Annotated in this window: 21 protein-coding genes, 1 pseudogene and 1 riboswitch; of the genes and pseudogenes, 11 read left to right on the top strand and 11 right to left on the bottom strand. The window is 36.7% G+C overall.

The features are described 5' to 3' along the window. Positions 1–619: 619 nt before the first annotated feature. The 7 genes from thiW to ABC382_RS11555 all read right to left on the bottom strand — a co-directional run bounded on the left by thiW (position 620) and on the right by ABC382_RS11555 (position 7,252). Entirely contained in the window at positions 620–1,120 is a 501-nt protein-coding gene (thiW, locus tag ABC382_RS11585) for an energy coupling factor transporter S component ThiW (protein ID WP_274795769.1), read from the bottom strand. Positions 1,121–1,212: 92 nt separating this feature from the next. Next, positions 1,213–1,320: riboswitch (TPP riboswitch) on the bottom strand. Positions 1,321–1,385: 65 nt separating this feature from the next. Next, positions 1,386–2,582: an MFS transporter gene (locus ABC382_RS11580; RefSeq protein WP_322611373.1), complete on the bottom strand. Its 1,197-nt coding sequence runs from the start codon at positions 2,580–2,582 to the stop codon at positions 1,386–1,388. A gap of 341 nt (positions 2,583–2,923) precedes the next feature. Next, positions 2,924–3,997: an ABC transporter substrate-binding protein gene (locus ABC382_RS11575; protein ID WP_274795772.1), complete on the bottom strand. Its 1,074-nt coding sequence runs from the start codon at positions 3,995–3,997 to the stop codon at positions 2,924–2,926. Beyond that, positions 3,994–4,791: an ABC transporter permease gene (locus ABC382_RS11570; RefSeq protein ID WP_274795773.1), complete on the bottom strand. Its 798-nt coding sequence runs from the start codon at positions 4,789–4,791 to the stop codon at positions 3,994–3,996. The genes ABC382_RS11575 and ABC382_RS11570 overlap by 4 nt, the downstream gene beginning before the upstream one ends. Continuing rightward, positions 4,788–5,597: an ABC transporter permease gene (locus tag ABC382_RS11565; RefSeq protein ID WP_274795775.1), complete on the bottom strand. Its 810-nt coding sequence runs from the start codon at positions 5,595–5,597 to the stop codon at positions 4,788–4,790. The genes ABC382_RS11570 and ABC382_RS11565 overlap by 4 nt, the downstream gene beginning before the upstream one ends. Then, positions 5,587–6,693, bottom strand: coding sequence for an ABC transporter ATP-binding protein (locus tag ABC382_RS11560; protein WP_312504765.1), 1,107 nt, complete (start codon positions 6,691–6,693; stop codon positions 5,587–5,589). The genes ABC382_RS11565 and ABC382_RS11560 overlap by 11 nt, the downstream gene beginning before the upstream one ends. Positions 6,694–6,709: 16 nt before the next feature. Next, on the bottom strand, positions 6,710–7,252 hold the full coding sequence (locus ABC382_RS11555; RefSeq protein WP_274795777.1) for a helix-turn-helix domain-containing protein: 543 nt from the start codon (positions 7,250–7,252) through the stop codon (positions 6,710–6,712). A 406-nt stretch (positions 7,253–7,658) separates the two neighbouring features. Between ABC382_RS11555 and ABC382_RS11550 the strand changes: the two genes are divergently transcribed. From ABC382_RS11550 to ABC382_RS11520, 7 genes and pseudogenes are all read left to right on the top strand, one after another. Further along, positions 7,659–8,201 carry a peroxiredoxin gene (locus ABC382_RS11550; RefSeq protein ID WP_274797273.1) on the top strand — a complete coding sequence of 181 codons (543 nt, stop codon included), beginning with the start codon at positions 7,659–7,661 and terminating at the stop codon, positions 8,199–8,201. Between the two features lie 149 nt (positions 8,202–8,350). After that, positions 8,351–8,806, top strand: coding sequence for a TlpA family protein disulfide reductase (locus ABC382_RS11545; protein ID WP_274795778.1), 456 nt, complete (start codon positions 8,351–8,353; stop codon positions 8,804–8,806). Positions 8,807–8,951: 145 nt separating this feature from the next. Then, positions 8,952–9,614 (top strand): potassium channel family protein, encoded by a 663-nt coding sequence (locus ABC382_RS11540; protein ID WP_031418843.1) that lies wholly within the window; start codon positions 8,952–8,954, stop codon positions 9,612–9,614. Between the two features lie 4 nt (positions 9,615–9,618). Beyond that, positions 9,619–10,098, top strand: a complete 480-nt coding sequence (locus ABC382_RS11535) for a hypothetical protein (protein WP_312504763.1) — start codon at positions 9,619–9,621, stop codon at positions 10,096–10,098. Between the two features lie 133 nt (positions 10,099–10,231). Then, positions 10,232–11,335: a GNAT family N-acetyltransferase gene (locus tag ABC382_RS11530; RefSeq protein ID WP_322611374.1), complete on the top strand. Its 1,104-nt coding sequence runs from the start codon at positions 10,232–10,234 to the stop codon at positions 11,333–11,335. Positions 11,336–11,398: 63 nt separating this feature from the next. Then, positions 11,399–12,300, top strand: a pseudogene (locus ABC382_RS11525) (S66 family peptidase). Positions 12,301–12,318: 18 nt separating this feature from the next. Beyond that, positions 12,319–12,777: a GNAT family N-acetyltransferase gene (locus ABC382_RS11520; protein WP_322611375.1), complete on the top strand. Its 459-nt coding sequence runs from the start codon at positions 12,319–12,321 to the stop codon at positions 12,775–12,777. A gap of 206 nt (positions 12,778–12,983) precedes the next feature. On the opposite strand, the gene ABC382_RS11515 is transcribed toward ABC382_RS11520, so the two are convergent. After that, the gene (locus tag ABC382_RS11515) at positions 12,984–13,184 is read right to left on the bottom strand and encodes a hypothetical protein (RefSeq protein ID WP_274795782.1); all 201 of its coding nucleotides are present in this window, start codon (positions 13,182–13,184) and stop codon (positions 12,984–12,986) included. Positions 13,185–13,379: 195 nt separating this feature from the next. Next, entirely contained in the window at positions 13,380–14,642 is a 1,263-nt protein-coding gene (locus tag ABC382_RS11510; RefSeq protein WP_274795783.1) for a dicarboxylate/amino acid:cation symporter, read from the bottom strand. 402 nt (positions 14,643–15,044) lie between these two features. Between ABC382_RS11510 and ABC382_RS11505 the strand changes: the two genes are divergently transcribed. The 3 genes from ABC382_RS11505 to ABC382_RS11495 are packed head-to-tail and all read left to right on the top strand — an operon-like array spanning position 15,045 to position 17,663. Further along, on the top strand, positions 15,045–16,646 hold the full coding sequence (locus ABC382_RS11505; RefSeq protein ID WP_412926821.1) for an ATP-binding protein: 1,602 nt from the start codon (positions 15,045–15,047) through the stop codon (positions 16,644–16,646). After that, positions 16,647–17,354: a response regulator gene (locus ABC382_RS11500; protein ID WP_274795785.1), complete on the top strand. Its 708-nt coding sequence runs from the start codon at positions 16,647–16,649 to the stop codon at positions 17,352–17,354. A 36-nt stretch (positions 17,355–17,390) separates the two neighbouring features. Further along, positions 17,391–17,663: a hypothetical protein gene (locus ABC382_RS11495; protein WP_322604691.1), complete on the top strand. Its 273-nt coding sequence runs from the start codon at positions 17,391–17,393 to the stop codon at positions 17,661–17,663. 158 nt (positions 17,664–17,821) lie between these two features. Here the strand turns inward: ABC382_RS11495 and ABC382_RS11490 are convergent, their stop codons facing one another. Further along, positions 17,822–19,075 carry an MFS transporter gene (locus ABC382_RS11490; RefSeq protein WP_312504756.1) on the bottom strand — a complete coding sequence of 418 codons (1,254 nt, stop codon included), beginning with the start codon at positions 19,073–19,075 and terminating at the stop codon, positions 17,822–17,824. Between the two features lie 481 nt (positions 19,076–19,556). Here ABC382_RS11490 and ABC382_RS11485 point away from each other — a divergent pair, with 481 nt between their 5' ends. Continuing rightward, positions 19,557–21,125, top strand: a complete 1,569-nt coding sequence (locus ABC382_RS11485; protein WP_322604689.1) for a glycoside hydrolase family 10-like protein — start codon at positions 19,557–19,559, stop codon at positions 21,123–21,125. A gap of 48 nt (positions 21,126–21,173) precedes the next feature. On the opposite strand, the gene ABC382_RS11480 is transcribed toward ABC382_RS11485, so the two are convergent. Next, on the bottom strand, positions 21,174–24,263 hold the full coding sequence (locus ABC382_RS11480) for an efflux RND transporter permease subunit (RefSeq protein WP_274795787.1): 3,090 nt from the start codon (positions 24,261–24,263) through the stop codon (positions 21,174–21,176). Between the last annotated feature and the right edge of the window lie 93 nt (positions 24,264–24,356).

Genomic DNA, 24,356 nt, shown 5'->3' with positions numbered 1-24,356 from the left:
GGAGTGTTGTATCCGCTCGAAAAGTAAGGGAAGCGCTCCAAGGAGACAGGTAACCGCTCCAAAAGTAAAGGAAAGCGCTCCAAGGAGTGGTGTATCCGCTCCAAAAGTAAGGGAAAGCGCTCCAAGAAGTGGTGTATCCGCTCATAAAGTGAAGGGAAGCGCTCCAAGGAGTGGTGTATCCGCTCGAAAAGTAAGGGAAAGCGCTCCAAGGAGACAGGTCTCCGCTCGAAAGTAAGGAGAAGCGCTCCAAGGAGTGGTGTATCCGCTCATAAAGTAAGGAAAGCGCTCCAAGGAGACAGGTAACCGCTCCAAAAGTAAGGAAAGCGCTCCAAGGAGACAGGTAACCGCTCCAAAAGTAAGAGAAAGCGCTCCAAGGAGACAGGTAACCGCTCATAAAGTGAAGGAAAGCGCTCCAAAGAGACAGGTAACCGCTCGAAAAGTAAGGAGAAGCGCTCCAAGGGGTGGTGTATTCGCTCATAAAGTGAGGGAAAGCGCTCCAAAGAGACAGGTATCCGCTCCAAAAGCAAATGTCCCCGCTCTAAAAGAACAAACAAAGTTATCATCAGATATAATGGAATTTCTCCATCTAATACTATATAAAAACACAGAACCCGTTCACTCAATAAAGTGAAGAATTAAAGCTCTTTACTAGGACGGTCTTCCGCAAACTGTTAGCAATCACTACGCCTAAAAGAGCACCTATAGTACTGGATGTTAAAAAGGCTGGCATGAAGAATAAGGCAGCTACGGAGGTCCCCATTAGTAACTTTGCATAAGGTACAGCGATCAGTGAAGCAAGAATTCCTGTTCCAATGATTTCGCCAATGCCAGCTAACCACATTTTACTGCTGTATTTATAAGCGAGGGCAGCACATAATGCGCCAATAACACTGCCAGGGATCGCTAATAATGATCCTGTCCCTGTAAGGATTCGAATGATGGCAGTAACAAAGGCAATTAGGACTGTAGGAACTGGTCCTAATAGAATTGCACCTACCACGTTAATTGCATGCTGGATGGGAAAGGCACGTGCAATTCCTGTCGGGATGGAGACAAAGGTAGAGCCTGCTACGGCAATAGCTACTAATAAAGCCATGACCGTTAATTTACGAATTGACATCAAGTTCACTCCTTTTGATAAAGTTTCACTAGGGAAATAAAAAGGCCGCTACCTAAAAACAATAGGAAGCGGCCTCGCGTATACAATGATAATAGCAAGTAGCGCCACTTCCCTCCGCTAGTATGAACTAGATCAGGTTCAAAGGGTCCGTATCTAAACATATACGTCTCAGCCTTTTAAAGACTCCCCTAGTGGTTAATTTTATTTAATTAGTTTACCAACATTAATGTAACATACTGCTAAAAATAGTCAATGATTTTTCAGACTACTTTGTATCTGGATGCATTAAATGAGGTGCTTTTTTCAATGTCCAGACAAGAGCAAGGAAGAAACATGCTAATAATATGATGGAGCCAAAAATATACGGGCTGTTCATATTCCAGTCGAATAATAGACCTGCTAATGCTGGTCCAATCATATTACCAAGACTCATATAAGCATTATTCAAGCCTGCAGCAAATCCCTGTTCTTTCTCTGCAAGCTTTGAGATTAGCGTATTAACAGCTGGTCGAATTAGTGTTGTTGCTGTAGAGAAAATAGTTGCTACAACTAATATAAGGGCAAAGCCAGAAACGAATAATATTAAGAAAATAGCAACGGATGCAATAAATAAATTGACTAATACGACTTTCATTTCACCAAAACGATTAAATAGTGGTGTAATAATAAACATTTGTACAACGACCCCAAAAGCACCACCGACAACTAAAATAATCGCGATATCTACGGGTGTGTAATTAAACTTTTCTGTCACGAATAAGGACAAAGTCGTTTGGAAATTAGCAATGCCGAACGAGAACACGAGCATAATTATGAGCATAACAAAATAAGGCATATGTATGGAACGAGCCATTTGCTTCGCCAGATTGTCTTGCTTTTGTTTCTGCTGAGCAGTGTTTGGTTTGGTAGAAGGTAATAAAAAGTAAGATAAAATAGATGCTACAATGGCAGCAGCTCCAGCTGTGAAAAATGGGAAGTGTAAGCTTACCTTTGCCAAAAAGCCACCAATACCAGGTCCTATCATAAAACCAAGAGACATAGCAGCACCTAACATACCCATTCCTTTCCCACGTTCTTCATAGGTTGTGACGTCGGCTACAAAAGCCATAATAGGAGGTGCAACAAATGCAGAACCAAGACCACCTAAAAAGCGTGCTAGAAAGAGCATCCATACGTCTGTAGCAAGGCCAAAGCCGATTTGTGCAAGACCTGTCACGATAAGACCGAAAATAATTAAATTTTTTCGACCATACTGATCCGAAAGATTCCCAGCAATTGGAGAAAATACGAATTGAGCTAAGGCGAACGTTGCAATAAGCATACCTAGAACTTGTCCTGCTGCACCGAATATTTTTAAGTACTCAGGCATGACAGGAATAATAATCCCAATACTCCCCATTGCGATAAACATGTTAAACATTAAAATATACAAAGCCGCCTTATTGGACTTCTGCTGGGTCATCGAATAAACCCCCTTTTTTTGTAATCAAATATAGTACAGTCTATCATAAAGAATTATCGCTTGGCTATTAGTTAAGATTATTGAAGTGGTTCGATATTTAGAATGGTTTTCCACAAAAGTTATCTTCTTAGGTTATTTAAGATGACATGTGATGCTATATTTCTAAGTTTTAAATAATAAATTATTCATTTGACAATTGCATGATAGAAGGGGTATGTGAAAATGTGGTCATATACTAAAGTTTCTGTGACAGAAAGAACTGAATTGTTTTTTAACTATAATGAATATGCATGCAGATAAAAACTAGCGAATTGGTGTGTGAACCAATTCGCTAGTTTAAATTATCGTATACTCATTTTAAATTCTAAAAACAATTCATTATATTTTCCTAAATAGTCTGGCCCTAAGTTTTTATAGACCTCTAATGTTTCTCGTTGTTCCTCTGAAGGGTAATAGCGTTCATCAGAAACAACTTCTTCGTCCATTAAGTCCATCGCTGCAATATTAGGCGTAGAATAGCCCACATAATCGGCATTTTGAGCACCAGATTCAGCACTTAGCATAAAATTGATAAAGGCATGGGCACCATCGATATTTTTCGATGTTTTGGGAATAACCATATTATCGAACCATAAATTCGAACCTTCGTCAGGTACAGCAAAATCTAGTTCCTCATTTTCATACATCATATCGGCTGCTTGCCCAGACCAAGTGAGGGCTACAGATGCCTCATTATTGATCATTAATGGTGTAATTTCATCACCAATAATGGCTTTTACATTGGGTGCTAGTGTGATTAACTTATCAGTCGCTTCACGTAGTTCGTGATTATCTAATGAGTTCAGTGAATAGCCTAGACTGTTTAAGCCCATTCCAATGACTTCACGAGCACCGTCTACTAAAAAGACTTTACGCTTTAATGAAGGATCCCATAAATCTTCCCAAGAAGAGAAATCTAAATTACCAACAAGACTCGGATTATAAACAATGCCTACTGTTCCCCAAAAATAAGGAACGGAATATTTATTGTCATCATCGAATGGTAAATCTAAGAAGTAAGGATCGATATTTTTTAAGTTAGGGATTTTCGTTTTATCTAAAGGAATCAATAAATTTTCTTCCTTCATTTTTTCAATCATATATTCAGAAGGGACAGCAATATCGTAAGCTGTTCCGCCCTGTTGAATTTTTGTCATCATGGCCTCATTGGAGTCGAACGTTTCATAGATGACATGAATACCTGTTTCTTTTTCAAATTGCTTTAATAGGTCAGGGTCGATATATTCTCCCCAGTTAAAGATCGTTAAAGTGTTTTTTCCACTTTTACCGCCACCTGCACTTAAGGCGTCCGCCGCATAGAATAAAAGGGCTGAAACAACAAGAATGGCGATGGTTGCTTGAATTAAAGACTTCATCGTTGCCCCTCCATTCTTTTACTTGTACGACTTGTAATGAAATAATACCCTACGACGATTAAAACAGTAACAAAGAATACTAAACCAGAAATAGCATTAACCGTTAGAGAAATTCCTGCACGCGCCATTGAGTAGATTTCAACCGATAATGTACTGAAGCCATTACCAGTAACGAAAAATGTCACGGCAAAATCATCTAATGAATAAGTAAGAGCTAGGAAGAAGCCTGCAAAAATACCTGGTTGAATATAAGGTAAAATAACACGCATCATGACATCCTTTTTTGTTGCCCCTAAATCTAATGCTGCATCAATTAATGATTTATTCATTTCAAGTAGTTTAGGTAGAACCATTAATACAACAATCGGTACACTAAATGCGACATGTGCTAATAAAACAGAAGCAAAACCTAATTTAATGCCAACCATTGTAAATAAAATTAAGAAGCTTGCCCCGATAATAACGTCTGGGCTGACAATTAAGACATTGTTTAACGATAGTAAAGTATTGCGCATTTTTGAGTCTTTGACTGTGACAATACCAATGGCCCCGAGCGTCCCAATAATAGTAGAAATTAAAGCAGAAAGTAATGCAACAATTACAGTATTAATTAAAATAACGAGTAGACGTGAATCCTCAAAAACGGCCTGATAATGCTCTAATGTAAAGGATTCGAAATTATTCATGGAACCGCCACTATTGAATGAGTAAAAGATTAAATAGAAGATTGGTGCATACAGAACGATAAAAACAATCGTTAAATAGACTTTGGCTGATGTAGATAGTTTGTTCATCGTACGCGACCTCCTTTATCTTTTTGTCCCGTAATTAGCATAATGATTACCATGAATAAAATTAAAAACACAGCAATAGTTGAACCCATGCCCCAATTTTGTGTCACAAGGAATTGCTGTTCAATCGCTGTACCAAGTGTAATAACACGGTTCCCAGCAATTAATCGCGTAATCATGAACAGTGATAGAGCAGGAATAAAGACGACTTGAATCCCAGATTTAACGCCATCCATTGTCAGTGGTAAAACAACACGACGGAAGGTAGTAAAGGCAGATGCTCCTAAATCACGGGATGCATAAATAAGTGTTGGGTTTAAACGATCTAGCGAGTTGAAGATCGGTAAAATCATAAATGGAATAAAAATATAGACTGACACAAAGACAAAGCTAATATCCGTAAAGAGCATTTGCTTTGGATCGAAGCCAAAAACTTCGATAAATGCATTAATTGGTCCGTATAAACCAAAGATACCGATAAAGGCATATGTTTTTAACAATAGATTAATCCATGAAGGAATAATAATTAGCAGTAGCCAAAGTTGCTTATGCTTTGTTTTCGTTAGAAAATATGCAGTTGGGTATGAAATTACTAAAGTAAAGAATGTAATTAAAAATGCATACCAAAACGAACTCAATGTCATCTTTAAATAAACAGAAGTAAAGAACGCTTTATAGTTATCGAGCGTGAAATTGCCATGTAAATCGAGTAGGGAGTAATAAACAACGAGTGCAATTGGCGCGATAACGAAAAAGGCAATCCATAAGACATATGGAAATAACGCTGATTTCGATGTCTTAGTTTGCATCTTCGTCGTCTCCATATGACTCTAATCGTTTATCGAACTCTTCCTCTGTTTCGTTTAAACGCATTACATGAATCGCCTCAGGATCAAAGTCTAAGCCGATTTCTGTCCCTACTTCTGCTTTTTTCAATGAATGAACTAACCATTCATTGCCATCCTTGTCGTACGTAGATAATTCATAATGAACGCCACGGAATAGTTGAGTATCCACTTTTACGACAAGTTTGCCTCTTTCAATTGTTGTCATTTCTAAATCTTCAGGACGAATGACAATATCAATTTTTTCATTTGGCTTCATCCCTTGGTCAACACATTCGAAAATTTTGCCAGTAAACTCCACTTTGAAATCTTCAATCATTACACCAGGCACAATATTAGATTCACCAATAAAATCAGCTACGAAGCGATTAATTGGTTCATCATAAATATCTACTGGTGTACCAGATTGCTGAATTTCCCCTTCACTTAAGACAAAAATTTCATCACTCATCGCTAGTGCTTCTTCTTGATCGTGAGTGACAAATACAAAGGTTTTACCAAGACGTTGCTGCAATTCACGTAATTCATATTGCATTTCAGTACGTAGCTTTAAGTCTAATGCTGACAATGGTTCATCCAGTAAAATGACTTCAGGATCATTGACAATGGCACGTGCAATCGCCACACGTTGACGTTGACCACCAGACATCTCGGAGATTTCTCGGTTGCCGTAGCCTGCTAAATTGACAAATTTCAGGGCTTCAGCGACACGTTCTTTTATTTCAGTTTCAGGCAGCTTCTTAATGCGTAGTCCAAATGCAACATTTTCAAAAACGTTTAAATGCGGAAACAGAGCATAATCTTGAAAAACCGTATTGACCTGACGTTCATTGGCAGGCACTGCATTAATTTTTTTATCGTGGAAAAACACATCACCTGTTGTTGGTTCTGTAAAACCTGCAATAATACGTAAAATCGTTGTTTTCCCGCAACCAGATGGACCAAGCAGTGTATAAAATTTACCTTTTTCAAGCTCTAAGTTAATATTTTTTAAGACGACAGTACCGTCACTATAGGCCTTTGAAACATTTTCAAAGCGGATAATTGAATTCGTTGTCATTGATGTGCCTCCTTAGCTATAAATATGAATCCGTTGCAACGAGTAAAATTTTCGTTTCTGCAGCGTGAGCATTAAAAATTTGATGATGGTCTGTCGCGTCAAAATAAAGGGCATTACCTTCACTTGCGATATACTGTTCATTCCCTAAAACGAGACGAATACGCCCTTTGACCACATAAATAAAAGTTTCTGAGAGCGATGGCTCAAACTGTTTAAACTCACCATTAGCAGCAAACGTTAAGAAAATGGGCTCCATTTCTTTCTCATTGGATGTGGGGATCAGCCATTGAATTTCATATTTTTTTTCTTCATCTGTATAGGTAGATTGATCTTCCTCTGTATAAACAACCTTCTGTTCAGGTGATTCATCATCAAAAAAGTCCTTAGGTGTTGACCCTAAAACTTCTAAAATCGAAAATAATGTTTCAATAGAAGGTGAGTTCAAATCACGTTCTAATTGGGATATATATCCTTTGCTTAAATCTGTACGTTCTCCAAGTTCCTCTTGGGTAAGACCCTTTTTTAAACGAAGCGCTTTAATTTTTGCTCCTATTTGCATCTTTTCCCTCCTAGAAGAAGTTTAGCAATCATAAACTTTAGAAATATGAAGTTTACTTTAACGAAACTTTTAGTTTACTAAAACCATTACAATTATACATAATAATTAAAAATTTGCAATCGTTTTTGGTGAAAAAAATGGCTACTATTTGTAAAAAAATTAGGCATAAAAATTAAGGAGAAAATTTTTGTATAGAGTAGAATAATATTGTTAAAAATAGCTAATAGATAAGCGGTAGTAGAAATTCCAACTGTGTATTTGACGAATTTTTGTCAATCCACTTTAATCGTACAAACAGGCGGAGTTTACTTGTTTGAAAAACAACGATTACTCTGCTATCGTAGTAGACGAGTTCGCTTGTGCGAATGGAACATATAATCTACATATTTATTCGGAGGGATTTATTATGGCAGAACGCATGGTAGGTAAACAAGCACCTGACTTTACAATGGAAGCAGTACTTCCAGACAAATCATTTGGAAAAGTATCTTTAGAAGATATTAAATCACAAGATAAATGGACAGTTCTTTTCTTCTATCCAATGGACTTCACATTCGTTTGTCCAACAGAAATCACTGCAATGAGCGATCGTTATGACGAGTTCGAAGACTTAGATGCAGAAGTAATCGGTGTTTCTACTGATACAATCCACACTCACTTAGCATGGATTAACACAGACCGTACGCAAAATGGTCTTGGAGAATTAAAATATCCATTAGCTGCTGATACTAACCACCAAGTATCTAAAGAATACGGTGTTTTAATTGAAGAAGAAGGTATTGCACTACGTGGTTTATTCATCATTAACCCAGAAGGCGAATTAAAATACCAAACAGTATTCGATAACAACATCGGTCGTGATGTTGATGAAACATTACGTGTACTGCAAGCATTACAAACAGGCGGCCTTTGCCCAGCAAACTGGCGTCCAGGTCAAGCAACTCTATAATCAAAACAGAGTCCAGCTATTAGTTAACAAATTAAGAGTCCCCACGACAAGCTTGTGGGGACTTTTAACTGAATTTTTGTGTTTAGGAAGGTTTATAGACCGTTATTTATCTATCCGAAAACAATTTATATATTAGAGGAGGATTTCTTATGAAACTTCGTGAACAAATGCCCGAACTAGTAGGCGCAACAACATGGTTAAATGGTGAAGTATCAAAAGCAGATTTAGTTGGCGCAAAACCAACATTAATCCACTTCTGGTCAGTAAGCTGCCATTTATGTAAAGAGGCAATGCCAGATGTTAACAATTTCCGCGATCAATATAAAGATGAATTAAATGTTGTAGCAGTACATATGCCACGTTCTGAGGCAGATACTGACTTAGACACAATTAAAGCGGTAGCTGCAGAGCATGATATTGTACAGCCTATCTTTGTAGATAGTGAAATGAAACTAACAGATGCTTTTGAAAACCAATATGTACCAGCATATTTTGTGTTCGATAAAGATGGTCAGCTTCGTCATATGCAAGCTGGTGGTAGCGGTATGAAAATGCTAGAAAAACGTGTAAACCGCGTACTAGATGAGATGCGTAACGCTGAATAATAAAATATGGGGAGACGGGGATCTAGATCAGGTCCTCGTCTTTTTTCATTGTCCTCTATTGTCGAATCGTTCTCGTTTTGACAATACATATCGCAGAGAATACGCTACAATGGTGTTATAGTAGTTTTCGGAGGGATTTTTTATGATGAAAAAAGAGTTTGCGGTCATAGGGCTTGGACGATTTGGTGGAAGTATTGTTCGTGAATTAATGAGTCAGGGCGCACAAGTAATGGCGATTGACCATTCTTCAGAGCGTGTAGACGAATTTGCTTCTATTGCTACTCAAGCTGTCATTGCAGATTCAACAGATGAATCGGTACTGAATTCACTAGGTATCCGAAATTTTGAGCATGTGATTGTAGCAATAGGTGAAGATATTCAAGCGAGTATATTAACAACAATCATATTAAAGGAGATTGGTGTTGAGCAAATTACGGTGAAGGCTCAAAACGATTATCATGAAAAGGTTTTGCGTAAAATTGGTGCTGATTTTGTTGTCCATCCAGAGCGAGATATGGGTATTCGTATTGCCAACAATATGTTATCGAATACAGTGCTAGATTATTTAGAGCTATCAGATGAACACTCTATTATGGAATTGAAGGCAAATGACGCAATCGCGGGATACTCTATTATGGATTTAGATATTCGTGCGAAGTATGGCATTAACATTGTGGGTCTTAAACGTGGTGCTGATATTATTGTATCACCTCAGGCAAGTGATAAGATTTTATTAGGGGATATCATGCTTGTGATTGGTGCCGATGTGGATATAAATCGATTTGTTAAAAAGGCATTGAATGGGTAAGAGAATGACGAAACGAAGATGGAGACTTGTCATATTTGCAGCAATTATATTAATTGGTGCCTTTACGATGCAATATAGAGAAAAAAATGAAGATGAGGCTATCTCCCAGATTTTAGATCATGCAAACGAAATTGACGCCATTGAATTAATACAGGGGAAAAAGACTTTATTTCAGGCTACCAACGATGAAGCAAGAGACTTTATTGAGGATTATCCATTAAGCCATGTCAGAGACCTTTCTAAAAAAGAAAGAACCATTTTTGAAGAACAACCAGCTTATCATATTGTTTATAAAATAAAGGATAAGCCACTCTATGAGGTCGATCTATTAAAAGTTGCCATTAGTTCAGAATTAGATGAAGAATTGCAAGAAATGGTCTTCACCATTGGTGATGGACAATATTTGATCTATTGGGCCAAAGAGAAAAAAGCACTCGAACAATCAACCAAAACACAACGTTTACTTGAACGGTACGGACAATAATTACTAGGTAGTGATACAGCATTTAGTGCTAATCACTACCTTTTTACATACCTTAAAGTAATATTTGGAAAAAATGTTTGATTTCTGGCTGATCATTGCATTACACTTTGACATAAAGAAGGGGAGAAGAAAAATGAAGTTTAAAACAAATAATTGTGTCATTGAACGATTGCAACCGCATCACTACAAAGATATTCACACGCTATACTCCAATACACAAGTTAGAACCTATCTTGGAGGTGTTCCTGATGATAGCTATATTGAGGCTTCCTTTAAGGGCATGGTGGAAGCACCATTTCCTAATACATATTTTTATATTACCTTAAGGACGACAGGTGAATTTATAGGTCTTGTCTCAATCGATGAATATCATGATAAGGATTTATATGAGCTATCCTATCAATTTTTACCTCAGTATTGGGGGAGGGGGTTGGCGTTTGAGGTTCTTACTGAAGTGATTGAGGAGGGTATGAATTGTCTGAATATACCATCTATTGTGGCGGAAACACAAACAGCTAACAAGGCATCTTGTCTCTTACTCGAAAAGTTAGGAATGCAAAAAGTCCAGGTATTAGAACGATTTGGTCATGAACAAGCAGTATATGAATTACGAAAAAACAAGGAGATATCTAGACAAATAATAGCGCTATCTGGTGGAGGTTTTTCACAACATTTTCCTTCATTTATCGATGATTATATTTTACGGCAATGTAAATCAAATAAACGACTCAATATTTGTTTTATTCCGACGGCAAGTAACGATGCTCAGGGATATATCGACAGGTTTTATTCAGCGTTTCAGCATTGTGAAGCAACTCATATTTTGCAAAATGATATGCGTGATAAAAACATTCGGGAAAGAATCCTTGCCCAACATATTATTTATGTAGGTGGGGGCAATACAAGTTTTCTACTCGAAAAGTGGCGTCAATATTGTTTTGATGATGTATTAAAGGAAGCTTATCAAAATGGAGTTATCTTAGCTGGCATCAGTGCAGGGGCGATGTGTTGGTTTGAAAAGTGTTTCAGTGAAAATAAAGATAATATCTATGAAGAATGTGACGGACTAGGAATATTACCTGGCGCATTTTGTCCACATTACGAAGATGATGAGCGGAAACAAGCATTTAATAACTGGAAGGAAAGTCAACCTACACTACCAACCTATACACTTATTGATACAGAAACATTACACTTTAAGGATGAAAAATTAGTGGCTAAAATTCAAACCTATTAAAAGGGGGATGGTAAAACTGTGAGAATCCCACCAAAACTAGTCTTTGGAGATGAAATACGTATTATGGCTCCAATTCTAAGTGCTAAAGTATTAACTTCGGAGATGATGGAGCTAACTAAGAATATATTGAAGGAATTGGGGTTTATCGTTACATTTGGTCACCATATTTTTGAAAGTGATTTTCAACAATCTTCATCTATAGTGCAGCGTGTGGCAGATATACATGATGCCTTTCTGGATCCTCAAGTAAAGGCCATCTTAACGGTGCTTGGAGGATACAACTGTAATGAGGTTTTACCGTATTTAGATTATCGAATGATTGCTGAAAATCCAAAAATACTTTGTGGGTTTAGTGATATCACAGTTTTAGCAACTTCTATTACTAAAAAATGTGACTTTATTACGTATTCGGGTCCTCATTTTTCTAGCTTTCGTATGGAACAAGCCTAGGAGTATCAGCTTTCCTATTTTCAAAAGTGTTTAATGGGCGATAAACCATTTCTTTTAAGATCCTCTAGTGTATGGAGTGACGATGCCTGGTATATGGACCAGAAGCATCGGCGCTTTGAAGCAACAAATTGGAAAGTTTAGTCTGAAGGGGAGACAAGTGGTCAGCTTTATGGTGGAAAATTGTGTACGTTAAATTTACTGCAAGGAACAGCTTACATGCCTTATTTTTGGAAGATGATGAGTTGGTGAATCCTGCTATCTTTGCACGGGACTTAACGTCGATACTGCAAACAACAACTCGAATAAAGGGATTAGCAATAGGGCGCTTTCAGCGAGCCTCTGATATGACAGAAGAACAATTACATTTCATTTTAAACAAGCATCCAATGTTGAAAACAATACCTGTCCTATATGATGTGGAGTTTGGGCATACACAGCCTATTTTTACCTTCCCTATTGGAGGGAACATCTACATGAATACAAAAGATATGTGGATGCGGGTGAATATATTCTAGAAAGAGAGTGTGTAGATAATGCAAATACGACAAGCAACGGGAAATGATAGTGAACAAATTATAGCGGTCATGACAAATGCAGAGGCATCCAATTTTATGTTATTCGGACCAGGAGAGCGAAAATTACAACCTGAGCAATTTGCACAGTATATAGACAAGGTCCATGATAGCCACCATTCAGCTTTATTCGTAGCTGAAATCGATGAGAAGGTAGTTGCTTATTTAATCGTACAAGGCAATGAACCTACAAGAATTGCCCACCGTGCTTATCTTGTCATAGGCATACACAGTGATTATAGAGGAAGAAAAATTGGCACAGCATTATTTAAGCATGTAGAAAATTGGGCGAAAGAAAATGGTATACATCGTCTGGAGTTAACGGTTTTGGAGAATAATGAGGCTGGGATTGCCTTATATAAGAAAATGGGTTTTGACATTGAAGGAACAAAACGAGATTCCTTTGCAATATATCAATGAATATTACATGTCAAAGTTATTATGAGAAAGGACTATATTGATGATTTATAACGTATTTGAATCTTGTACTGTGATAGCTCTTACAAAGAAGCTATCTGTTTTCAAAATAGATAATTTCATTTTTCACCTTCTCTACATTAACTAAAAAGTCGACCTTATAGTGAATTAGGTCGACTTTTTATGAATTATTATGCTTAATTTTTTTATCAATAGCGCTTATCTGTTGCCGAGGAATCCTTTGTTTTAGATTTATGTTGTTCATCTTTTACTTTTTCATTGAGTTCTTCGACAGGTATTGGATCAACTGTTTTCATGTCCTCGTGTTTATCAAAAATACTTTCTTTATCTGTATCCAATACATCAGGGTTATTAGTATAACGTGTTTTCGCTTGTTTTTTATTTGTCATGTCCTTCACCTCTTACTATATGCTTTCACCTTTTTACTAGAGTTTAAACATGATTGTTTTTATTATCCTTGGATAAAAAATAAATCCTACGCCATTGATTACTTATGTGAATTCAGCTAAATGTGAGTAACTGTTTCAGATTTGAAAATAAGAAGGGTAGTGAAACAGCCATGGCTGTCATCACAACCCTTTTTCTTATGATACAATAGTAGCCTTTCCTTGAAGTGCACGTTCTTCCATCGTTACATCAAATTCTTTTTCAGATTTGGACACTACAACACATGCTACGCCATTACCAATTAAATTTGTGACAGCACGAGCCTCCGACATAAAACGATCTACACCGATTAAAAGCGCTATCCCTTCCACTGGAATCATTGGGAAGGCAGCTAAAGTTGCCGCTAATGTGATAAATCCTGACCCAGTTACGCCCGCTGCTCCTTTAGAAGTAATCATTAAAATCCCAAGTAGTGTAAGTATTTGAACCCAAGTTAGTTCCATTCCATATGCTTGTGCAATAAACAAAGCAGCCATTGATAGGTAGATGGAAGTCCCATCTAGATTGAAGGAGTAACCAGTAGGAACGACTAAACCTACAACCTGCTTTGAGCAACCATAATTTTCAAGTTTTCGCATCATAGATGGTAGAGCTGATTCAGAAGAGGATGTGCCGATTACTAAGAAAATCTCATCTTTGATGTAAGCGATAAATTTAAAAATGTTGAATCTAAAGAACTTTGCAATCACACCTAAAATAAAGACGACAAATAAAAACATTGTAATATATACTGCAGCCATTAATAGACCTAAATTACCTAAAGATTTTAAACCAAAATTCCCAATTGTATAGGCCATGGCACCAAAAGCTCCGATTGGTGATATTTTCATAACCATACTGACAATCTTGAAAAAGATTTCTGCTACTTGCTCAAAGAATGTGATGACTGGTTTTGCAGGTGCTCCGATTGAAGCAGCTGCTAAGCCAAATAAAATAGCAGAGAATAGAACTGGTAATAGTTGACCAGTCGCCAATGCGCCAACAACATTTTCAGGAATAATACTAGAAATAAATGCACCCAAGCCCTGCTCAGATTCAGCAGCAGCAGTTGTATATTTTGAAATATCAGCATCAGATGCACCTGATGTATCTAAACCTGTACCAGGACTTACAATTAAAGCCACAGCAATTCCGATTGCTAAGGCAATTGTAGAAACTATTTCGAAGTAAAGTAATGCTTTACCTCCGATTTTCCCGACCTTTTTCATATCTCCCATACTGCCAATTCCAATAACCACTGTTAGGAAGATAATTGGGGCAATTAACATTTTAATTAATTTAATGAATAGGTCTGCTAAGATTTTCAAGCTGGCACCGAACTCGGGGAAAATGGACCCTACAATAATCCCAAGGATAATAGCTGCTATAACCTGAACAGTTAAATTTTTCAATAACCTCATTTTTTGCTACCTCTTTTCTAAATTTTCTCTTTGATATCGCTTTCACTAGAATCATCATAGCGAATATTTCTTAAAATAAGAGATTTAGAAAATAAGAAAAATAACGTTCATTAAGTACATTTTATTCCATTATATATAAATATAGTAATATTAATAACATTGTCTGTTATGGTACGCTATATTTAATGTATTATTGTTATAATACAAAAACATAAAGTAATAAAAAAGTTCAGTTGTAAACAATCAATCTGTAATATTGTTCATTAAATTCAATATTTTCTGCTAATTATATAGATTAAAGGTGTTGTCAAAAGAATTTTTTGCAGATAATCTTAAAGTCATATCATTAATAAGTGTACCACTAACAATGAGAGTGCGGATTTGAAAGGAAGGAATTACTGAATGATGAAAATGCCTGTGAACGGCAAAATACTGTTAGTGACATTTTTAGTCATTGCATTCTCCTTTTTACTAGGTGGTATTTTTGTACTCGGTAACTTATTGTCTGAACAGGAAAAAAATTTTGGTCAGCGGGCAATGCTAGTAGCACAAACTGTATCAAATGTACCAGAGCTTAGTGTGCATTTGGAAAATGAAAATATCAAAGAATCTGCAAAAAATATTAATAAAATTGTAGATGGCATTAGGATTATTAATAAGGCAGATTATATTGTTGTGATGAATATGGAACGTATTAAACTATCACATCCAGTAAATAAGGAATTAGGGCAGCGCAGCGAGTCGCATGATTTAAATGCAGCATTTAGTGAGCATTATTATGTTTCGAAGGCACGTGGAGAATCGGGTGTCATGATACGCGCTTTTGTACCCATTATAAATGATAAAAGGGAACAAGTAGGCATTGTAGTAGTTGGCTATGCATTACCAACCCTGCTAGAAATGCTACAAAGCTATGAGCGAGAAATTATGATAACTATAGTTATCTCGTTAATTTTCAGTATTTTCGGTGCATTTACACTTGGACGACATATAAAAAAACAAATGTTTGGGCTTGAACCCCATGAAATTGCAAAAATGTATGTGGAAAGAACAGAAACCTTTAATGCCATGCATGAGGGAATAATAGCTGTTGATAAGGAAATGAATATAACGATTTTTAATGAGAAAGCTGCTGATATTTTAGGTGTTACTAGGAAAATAGAGGATTGTATTGGACAAAAGATTTATGATGTTTTGCCGGATACCCGTCTGCCTGAAATTGTTGAAACAGCAACACCTGTTTATAATCAAGAGCTTTACATTAATCATCATAGTATCTTAAGTAATCGTGTACCTATTATTGTAAATGGCGAGCTAGTTGGTGCAGTTGCTATGTTTAAGGATTTAACAGCTGTGAAAAAGCTTGCAGAGGAAGTTACAGGTGTAAAGGCCTTTGTTCAAGCATTACGTGTACAAACCCATGAGCATAAAAATAAAATTCATACAATTGCAGGACTATTGCAATTGGGACATACAAAGCAAGCACTTGAATATGTTACAGTCACTACTGAAAATGAAGCATCATTGACGAAGTTCTTAAACGAACGCTTTCATAATGAAAATATTTCAGGTTTGTTGTTAAGTAAAGTAAGTTATGGAAAAGAATTAGGTATTGAGGTTGAAATTGATCGGAAAAGTCATTTTAAACGCTTTCCTCCTTTATTAGATCACCATGATTTTGTTGTTTTACTCGGCAATTTAATTGAAAATGCTTTTGAGGCATTAAATGTTCTTTCTAAGGAAGATAAATATGTAGCCATCTCTGTAGACGAGCATGATGGAGTCTTAGCGATAGCAGTTTCTGATAATGGGATTGGCATGTCCAAAGAGGTACAGGATCGTATGTTTGAAAATGGATTTTCGTCAAAAGCTAGTGAAAATCGGGGCATTGGTTTGCATCTAGTCTATGAAATTGTAAGAAAGGGCAATGGAGATATAGAAGTAGTGAGTGAATTTATGAAAGGAACAAGTTTCTTAATTTTATTTGAGTTAGGAGAAGTATAGATGGATGTAATAACTGTTTTATTAATTGAAGATGATCCAATGGTACGAGAAGTGAACAGGCAATTTATTGAGCAAATAAAAGGTTTTTCATTAATCGGTTATGCAAGTAATGGCATTGAGGGAATTAATAAAATTAAACAATTAACTCCAGAACTTGTCTTTATGGACATTTTTATGCCAGAGCAAGATGGCATTATTACGTTAGGAAAAATTCGAGAGGAGCATCTTCCTGTCGATGTTATCGCTGTAACTGCTGCAAATGATATGCCTACTGTACAGCGTATTTTACATTTAGGTGTGTATGATTATATTATGAAGCCTTTTACATTTGAGCGGATTGAGCAAACATTAAAAAATTATCAAAGCTACAGGAAAAAAATAAGTGGTATGCAGGATTTAACCCAACATGATGTGGATCATTTAATGCAGCAACGTCTTCCTGAGCAAGTTGTTGTTACAAAGACAGGAACAAAGGCAATAACGGTAGAGGAGCTACCAAAAGGATTTAATCGAGCTACTTTAGATAAGGTGCTTGCATATATTCAAACAAGTGAAGGGGCAGTATCGGCGGAGGAGGTCTCTACTTATATAGGTACAGCACGTGTTACAGCTAGACGCTATCTTGACTTTTTAGAAAAGCAAAATCTATTAAAAGTAGAAATACAATATGGAAGTGTAGGACGTCCTATTCATCGTTATTATATTTAATAATTAGTTACCTTTGATGTAAAGGTGGAATAGTAATTGTCTTTACATGTATGTAACTTTGTAAAAAGTCAGAGTCAATTTGGCGTTTTCGGTAACACTGTTTATTTAACAGGAGTGTCCTTATTAACATGGATTATGTATATATTATGTTGGGATTTCACGTTGCTCAATGAATACGATGACAAACTATTAGCATTATTAGTGTTTATTTCTAGTGTTATTTTCTGCAGTTCATTATTATTCACTATCGAACAAATTACGTTGTTAATAGGACAGAGGAAAAAGTATGTAAATTCAGATATTGTGTAAAGAAAGATGCTAAAGCACAATTGATTATTCTCAGGAAGTGGATAAAGACGAAAAAGCCCTGGATAAGGGCTTTTTTAGCGTCTGTATGCATTTAGGTTGTTTATAAGCTAGGGTTTTAATTATTTTTTATCGTCAGCAATATCTCTTATACAAAATCTTCACTTTTTTGCTAGATTGTCAACATCTATTTGCTCGGCAGTAGATCTGCCAGCTTTTAATAAGACTTTACTGCCCAGAAGGAAAAATCCTTGGATAAATAATAGGATTCCTGTCCCGATGAGTAGCCATTCGATGGCAATCATATCAGCTATCGGACCGAAAATAAGCATACCTAACGGCATCATAGAGGTGGATATCATACTAAGAATGCCAAATACCCTACCCATATAATCACTTTCAACTTTTTCTTGTAATAACACCGTTGCGGGTGTATTAAAGATTGGCATAGCTATTCCGGTAACTGTCATGATTACGAGATACAGCCAAAAAACAGGAATAATGCCGAGAGCCATTGTACAAAGTCCAAATAATAATGCAGATAATGTCATCGTATGCACTTTATTTTTAAAGCCACCCCATGTTGCAATTGCGATACCACCGATTAACATTCCAATGGCAAAGGCCATCTCGATAACAGTCAAACGCCAGACATCATCGCCAAAGCTACGGGTTACTTGCAAAGGTGTTAAAAAGGCTGCAGGTGCAGCAAGCAGCATGAAAAAGGCGAAGAACAAAAACAATTGTTTTAAGAAAGCATGCTCTTTGATGTAAATGAAGCCTTGTTTCATATCACTAAAATAGCCTGTTGTTTGTGGCTGATTTGCTTTCGCATGTGTAGGAATATGCAGAAATAATAAGAAGATCGCAATGGCGATAGCAGCCGTCGTTACATCAATAAAGAAAATAGATTCGATGGAAGCCATCGTTAATAATGCACCACTTGCCATCGGTGCAAGAATCATGATAAAAGCTTGAATACTACTATTTGCACCATTGACCTTCATCAAATGCTCTTCAGGCACAAATTGCGGTAAAATAGCGCCTACAGCGGGTGTTTGAATACCTGCACCCATGGCACGTACCGCCGAAATAACAAATAGTAGCCAGAGCTCATCATAGCCGATTAAAAATAAAATGGCTAAGATTAGCGTGGATAAGGCAATCATGCCATCTGCTAAAATAATGAGCCATTTACGATTATACCGATCTGCCCAAACACCAGCTATTGGTGCTAAGAAGAAGGTTGGTAAAAAGCCGCAAATTATCGCAATGGTCATCATACTGCCTGATTGCGTTGTAAGCGTGATATACCATGTTATGGCATACTGCACAAGAGCAGAGCCAAAAAGTGAAATCGTTTGACTGCTTAAAAAAAGTATCGTATTACGTTTCCAATGTTCCAATTTCGTCATCCCTTTCTAACAGTAGTGCCTGTGTGGAAAGTTAAAAGACAACAAAAAAGAGGGGAGTTGAAGTCCCCTCTTTTCCAGTATTCCTAAAACAGACTAGACCTAATTCCATTTTCCTTGCACAGCAGGCAAAGTGTACACATATTTAATTAGTAAAGTGAAATCGTAGTCTAATTGAAGCTGTCATTTGGAATACCCTCCGTTCTACATAAGTTGTGTTGATTGTAGCATACAGTTCATTACTGCGTAAAGAATGAATTAAACATAAATTAGTTGAAATTTTAAAATATGGAATATGGAAGAGTGTTTTTTGGGGTGATTAAAGATACTTATTTTAGAAGGAATTGGTACATTTATTAAGTATGCATCATGGAAAAGAATTATTTTATTTTAGTCATGTTTTCTCTAATTAAAAGGAATGGGGACGTGCATATAACAAGAAGTTATCATATACTAAAATAGAAAAATAGTAAATGGAGGAAATATGAGAAATAATAATAGTAAATTGAAAATTTTAACTTTAGTCTTGATGATTTTGGTGTTATGCCTATCGACAATCCCTGCTAATACAGCGAAGGCAAACACGACACAGCCGAAAAGGGAAATGCGGGCTGTCTGGATTTCAACGGTTCTCAATCTTGATATGAAAGCTGGTATGAATAAGGAGCAGTACACGGCTTGGGCACGCCAAACTTTGGATCAATTAAAAGCCAATAAATTTAATACTGTTATTTATCAAGTAAGACCAACAAATGATGCAATGTATGCGTCTGAGCTAGCACCATGGTCGTCGTACATAACAGGGAAAAAGCAAGGTACAAATCCTGGTTTCGATCCTCTTGAGATAATAGTAGAGGAGGCGCATAAACGGGGAATGGAGCTGCATGCTTGGATGAACCCTTATCGTGTAACAATGTCTGGACAAAAGCTAACCGACCTTTCTGCCGATAATGTGGCTAGAACACATCCAAACTGGGTTGTTAAATATGGCAAACAATATTATTTAAATCCTGGCTTACCCGAAGTGCAAGACTATTTAGTTCAAATAGTAAGAGAGCTAGTAGCCAATTATGATGTTGATGCCGTGCATATGGATGATTATTTTTATCCATACAAAATTGCTAATGAAGTTTTCCCGGATCAAGCAGCATTCAAAACATATGGTACTTCCTTTAAAAAGGTAGAGGATTGGCGAAGAGATAATGTTAACAACCTTGTAGAAAATCTTTACACAGCTATTAAAGAGACAAAGCCATATGTACAATTTGGTATTTCACCATTTGGTGTATGGCGTAATAAATCATTGGATAAAACCGGAAGTGACACACGAGCTGGTGTCAATAATTACGATGATTTATATGCAGACGTCAGAACATGGATTCAAAATGGCACAATTGATTACATTACCCCACAAATTTATTGGTCAAGGACATTATCTGTTGCCAAATATGGGACATTGCTAGATTGGTGGAGCCATGAAGTACAAACATATGCAAAAACGCACCCTGTCCATCTATACATTGGACTTGCTGATTACAAGGTTGGCAATGACAGTGATGCAGCATGGAAAAATAAAATGGAATTGCCAAATCAAATACTAGCAAATCGTTCTGAAAAGGTAGCAGCCGAAGGACAAATGCATTTCTCTTTACGAAGTTTTCAAAACGATAAATTAGGCTACGCAACGATTGTTCGTCAACAACTATATAATTATACAGCACTGACACCAGTAACCACTTGGGATGATAATACAGTGCCAAACACGCCTACTTTTGTACAAGTGACAAAGGAAGCGGCTGGTCGTAAGATTGAAATAATTGACGACAATGAAACACAGCCACGTAAATATGTTATTTATCGTTTTAATGGGAACAAAGAAGGTTCTTATGATGACCCTCAAAATATAGTAGATGTTGTTTATAATAAGGATGGCATCACTCAATACTTGGACAAGTCAGCTCTTGCTAAGCACAGTTATACATACGGCATTACGGCTGTATCTGCTACAGGTGTAGAAAGCAAGGAAGTTTTTGTAGTGAAAGAAAATCAATAAATAGAAAAACAGCTACTCAAGCGAATCGCATGAGTAGCTGTTTTCTTATTAATTTTCTTCAATATCTTTACGGTTTTTCTTTAACATCTTAGATAGCATTTCATAAACAATTGGTACTACAACTAATGTTAATAGTGTTGAAGATAATAAACCACCAATTACTGTAATAGCTAAATCTTTAGAAATTAAACCACTACCGCCAGAACCTAGAGCCATCGGAATCATCGCACCGATTGTTGCAATGGCTGTCATAAGGATTGGACGTAAACGAGTTGCCCCTGCTTCCAGGATAGCTTCACGCATGGCAAGACCATCATGTTCCATATGGATGATACGGTCGACTAATACAATGGCATTTGTTACGACGATACCAATTAACATCAGAAGTCCCATCATAACAGAAACAGAAATAGTTTGACCTGTGACAAAAAGACCGACAAATGCACCAATTACGGCAAAAGGTAGTGAGAATAGAATAGCGAATGGCGCTAAACCTTCGCCGAATGTTACCACTAAAATGAAGTAGACAATGGCAATTGCCGCTAGCATAGCAACACCAAGCTTAGTAAATGTTTCTTGCATATCTGCAGCAACGCCAGCAACACCAGTTGTTACGCCTTTTGGTAAATCTAATTTATCAATCTTCTTATCGGCAGCTGAAGTTGCTTTGGAAATATCGTCATCGGTAATCGTACCAGATACTGTTGCGAAATATTCACCTTTTGAACGAGATAATGAGTTAAGTGTCGTACCTTCCTCAACATCTACTAATTCACCGATTGTCATTGTTGTGCCTAATGCCGTTTTAATTTCAGTTGCTAAGACATCATCAAGTGAAGTAGCAGCTACTTTGGCATCACGTTGTACAATAACATCAATATCATTCCCATCATTTTTAACTGTTGTTAAAACTTCTTGGGATGTATTCGAATTTAATGCCATCACAATTTGAGCAGTAGTTAAGCCATATTGAAGGACATTTTTTTGTTCAACTTTAAGGACATGCTCTACATAAGGATCTTCGTTATCAGATTTGATATCCTCTAAGCCATCTACTTTTTTTAGAGCACCCTCAACTTGACTTACTGCTTCTCGAAGTTTATCTAAGTCATCACTGTATAGTGTATAGCTTACTTCATTTGAAGACATAGACATTGATGAGAAGTTTTGAGACTTCCATTCTCCTGATTGGCCAATATTAAACACATAGTTTTCTACTTCTTCACGAGCTTTAGGGAAGTCCTCCATATCCGGATCAAAGATAAGGTACATTAAGGCACCGCCAGCGCCTCCACCCATCATCATTGCTGAAGGGTCAACATTATTGGAATCCGTTATGGAAACTTGTAAAATATCAACATCTTTACGTTTCATTAATTCTTTTTCTACTTTTTCAACGTTTGCTGCCGTTTCATCTGCTAGCTCACCTGTAGCAGGTGTATACGTTAAGTACATTACTTTTTCTTCTTGTGATCCCATAAAACTAAAACCTATTAAAGGTGTTAATGCAAGGGAACCTGCAAGTAATACAATCGCAATGATTGAAGTAATAATTTTATGGTTTAATGCTTTTTCTAAGACACCTTTATACCAATTAGCTAACTTACCAACTTCTTTATGCTGGCTTTCCTTTTTCTCACCGTATAATTTTTTACGGAATAGGAAGTGAGATAAAGCTGGTACGATTGTGATGGCAACGATTAAGGAAGCACCTAGTGCAAATGTCATTGTTAGGGCAAATGGCATGAATAATTCGCCAACCATACCGCCTACGAAAATAAGTGGGGCGAATACGGCAACCGTTACTAATGTTGACGAAAGAATAGGTTTAAACATTTCAATCGTTGCTTCACGAATTAAGGCACGACCTGTTAATTTTTCTTGTTTTAAATGAATTCGTCGATAAATATTTTCAACAACTACAATCGAGTCATCGATAACACGACCTATTGCGACGGTAATCGCACCTAGCGTCATAATGTTTAATGTGATATCCATCCAGTTTAATAGTAGTAATGCCATGAAGACAGAAACTGGGATAGAGATAATCGAGATAATTGTTGATTTGAAATCACGTAAGAATAGTAAAATGATTAATACGGCAATTGCACCACCAAATACTGCCTTTTCGATCATGGTGAAAACAGAATCTTCAATTGGGGCACCTTGGTCTAGAGAGATGTCAACGTTTAAGCCGTCTAAACGTTTTTCTTCATCTTTCATAAGGTCTTTTACTGCATTAACTACTGTTACCGTATTCGCATCTTGACCTTTTACGATTTGAATGGCAATAGCATCCTTACCGTTTGTACGGGATACAGATTGTACTTTACCTTCTACTTCAATCGTTGCAATATCACCTAGACGAACGAATGGTGAAGGATTTGTAGCTGAAGGTGTGACAGGAATTAATAAATCTTTTAGTTCATCTACAGATTTTACTTTACCATCAACTGAAACTGCTTGTTCACCAACGGTAAATTGATATAAACCAAGTGATAAAGACATGTCACTTGCTTGGATCATTTGCTTGACTGTTTCTTCAGTTAACCCTAGTGCAGCCATTTTTTCTTCATCATATTTAAAAGAAACTTGTTCAATATGCTGACCAGTAATAGTTGCAGAAGCAACACCATCAATTTTTTCAATTTTTGGAAGTAAAACGTCCTCAACTGTTGAAGTAAGATCTACAATATCTTCCTTCGAGCTACTTACAGATAAAGCTACTACTGGCATCATGTTCATGCTGATGGCCATAATACTTGGTTCTTGTGCACCTTCAGGTAGTTTAATATTATCTAAAGCTGCTTCTAACTGACGTTTTTTCTCATCCATATCAATGCCATAGTCATATTCAACTTGAACTTGTGCTACGTTGGAAGAGGATGTTGAATAAACTGCTTTAACATCTTCCAAGCTTTCTATGGATTTCTCAAATGGAATGGACAGTTCATTCATTACTTGTTCAGGCGTTGCGCCAGGGTATACACCCATAACAATTAAATATGGGATGGAGATATCGGGTATTGATTCCATTTTCATTCTTGTACCGGAATAAATACCAGAGACAGTGATGATAATTGTTAATAACCACACTGCCAATTTGTTTTTCAATACGAAATTAACTAAACCTTTCACCTTCACACCTACCCTTTATTGACTATCTAAATTCAATTATTTATACTAATGACTAATCGGTCATTTGTCAACGAAATGCATTAGGAGAGAGTT

This window comes from Lysinibacillus phoenicis, from assembly GCF_047238325.1.
In the GTDB taxonomy this organism is placed as follows: domain Bacteria; phylum Bacillota; class Bacilli; order Bacillales_A; family Planococcaceae; genus Lysinibacillus; species Lysinibacillus irui.
The sequence above is the reverse complement of the archived record's forward strand: the minus strand, read 5'-3'. Positions and strand labels throughout refer to the sequence as shown.

Excerpts from the sequence above, each read along its gene's own strand:
- thiW (WP_274795769.1), bottom strand. The coding sequence starts at position 1,120 with ATGTCAATTCGTAAATTAACGGTCATGGCTTTATTAGTAGCTATTGCC.
- ABC382_RS11580 (WP_322611373.1), bottom strand. The coding sequence starts at position 2,582 with ATGACCCAGCAGAAGTCCAATAAGGCGGCTTTGTATATTTTAATGTTT.
- ABC382_RS11575 (WP_274795772.1), bottom strand. The coding sequence starts at position 3,997 with ATGAAGTCTTTAATTCAAGCAACCATCGCCATTCTTGTTGTTTCAGCC.
- ABC382_RS11570 (WP_274795773.1), bottom strand. The coding sequence starts at position 4,791 with ATGAACAAACTATCTACATCAGCCAAAGTCTATTTAACGATTGTTTTT.
- ABC382_RS11565 (WP_274795775.1), bottom strand. The coding sequence starts at position 5,597 with ATGCAAACTAAGACATCGAAATCAGCGTTATTTCCATATGTCTTATGG.
- ABC382_RS11560 (WP_312504765.1), bottom strand. The coding sequence starts at position 6,693 with ATGACAACGAATTCAATTATCCGCTTTGAAAATGTTTCAAAGGCCTAT.
- ABC382_RS11555 (WP_274795777.1), bottom strand. The coding sequence starts at position 7,252 with ATGCAAATAGGAGCAAAAATTAAAGCGCTTCGTTTAAAAAAGGGTCTT.
- ABC382_RS11550 (WP_274797273.1), top strand. The coding sequence starts at position 7,659 with ATGGCAGAACGCATGGTAGGTAAACAAGCACCTGACTTTACAATGGAA.
- ABC382_RS11545 (WP_274795778.1), top strand. The coding sequence starts at position 8,351 with ATGAAACTTCGTGAACAAATGCCCGAACTAGTAGGCGCAACAACATGG.
- ABC382_RS11540 (WP_031418843.1), top strand. The coding sequence starts at position 8,952 with ATGAAAAAAGAGTTTGCGGTCATAGGGCTTGGACGATTTGGTGGAAGT.
- ABC382_RS11535 (WP_312504763.1), top strand. The coding sequence starts at position 9,619 with ATGACGAAACGAAGATGGAGACTTGTCATATTTGCAGCAATTATATTA.
- ABC382_RS11530 (WP_322611374.1), top strand. The coding sequence starts at position 10,232 with ATGAAGTTTAAAACAAATAATTGTGTCATTGAACGATTGCAACCGCAT.
- ABC382_RS11520 (WP_322611375.1), top strand. The coding sequence starts at position 12,319 with ATGCAAATACGACAAGCAACGGGAAATGATAGTGAACAAATTATAGCG.
- ABC382_RS11515 (WP_274795782.1), bottom strand. The coding sequence starts at position 13,184 with ATGACAAATAAAAAACAAGCGAAAACACGTTATACTAATAACCCTGAT.
- ABC382_RS11510 (WP_274795783.1), bottom strand. The coding sequence starts at position 14,642 with ATGAGGTTATTGAAAAATTTAACTGTTCAGGTTATAGCAGCTATTATC.
- ABC382_RS11505 (WP_412926821.1), top strand. The coding sequence starts at position 15,045 with ATGATGAAAATGCCTGTGAACGGCAAAATACTGTTAGTGACATTTTTA.
- ABC382_RS11500 (WP_274795785.1), top strand. The coding sequence starts at position 16,647 with ATGGATGTAATAACTGTTTTATTAATTGAAGATGATCCAATGGTACGA.
- ABC382_RS11490 (WP_312504756.1), bottom strand. The coding sequence starts at position 19,075 with ATGACGAAATTGGAACATTGGAAACGTAATACGATACTTTTTTTAAGC.
- ABC382_RS11485 (WP_322604689.1), top strand. The coding sequence starts at position 19,557 with ATGAGAAATAATAATAGTAAATTGAAAATTTTAACTTTAGTCTTGATG.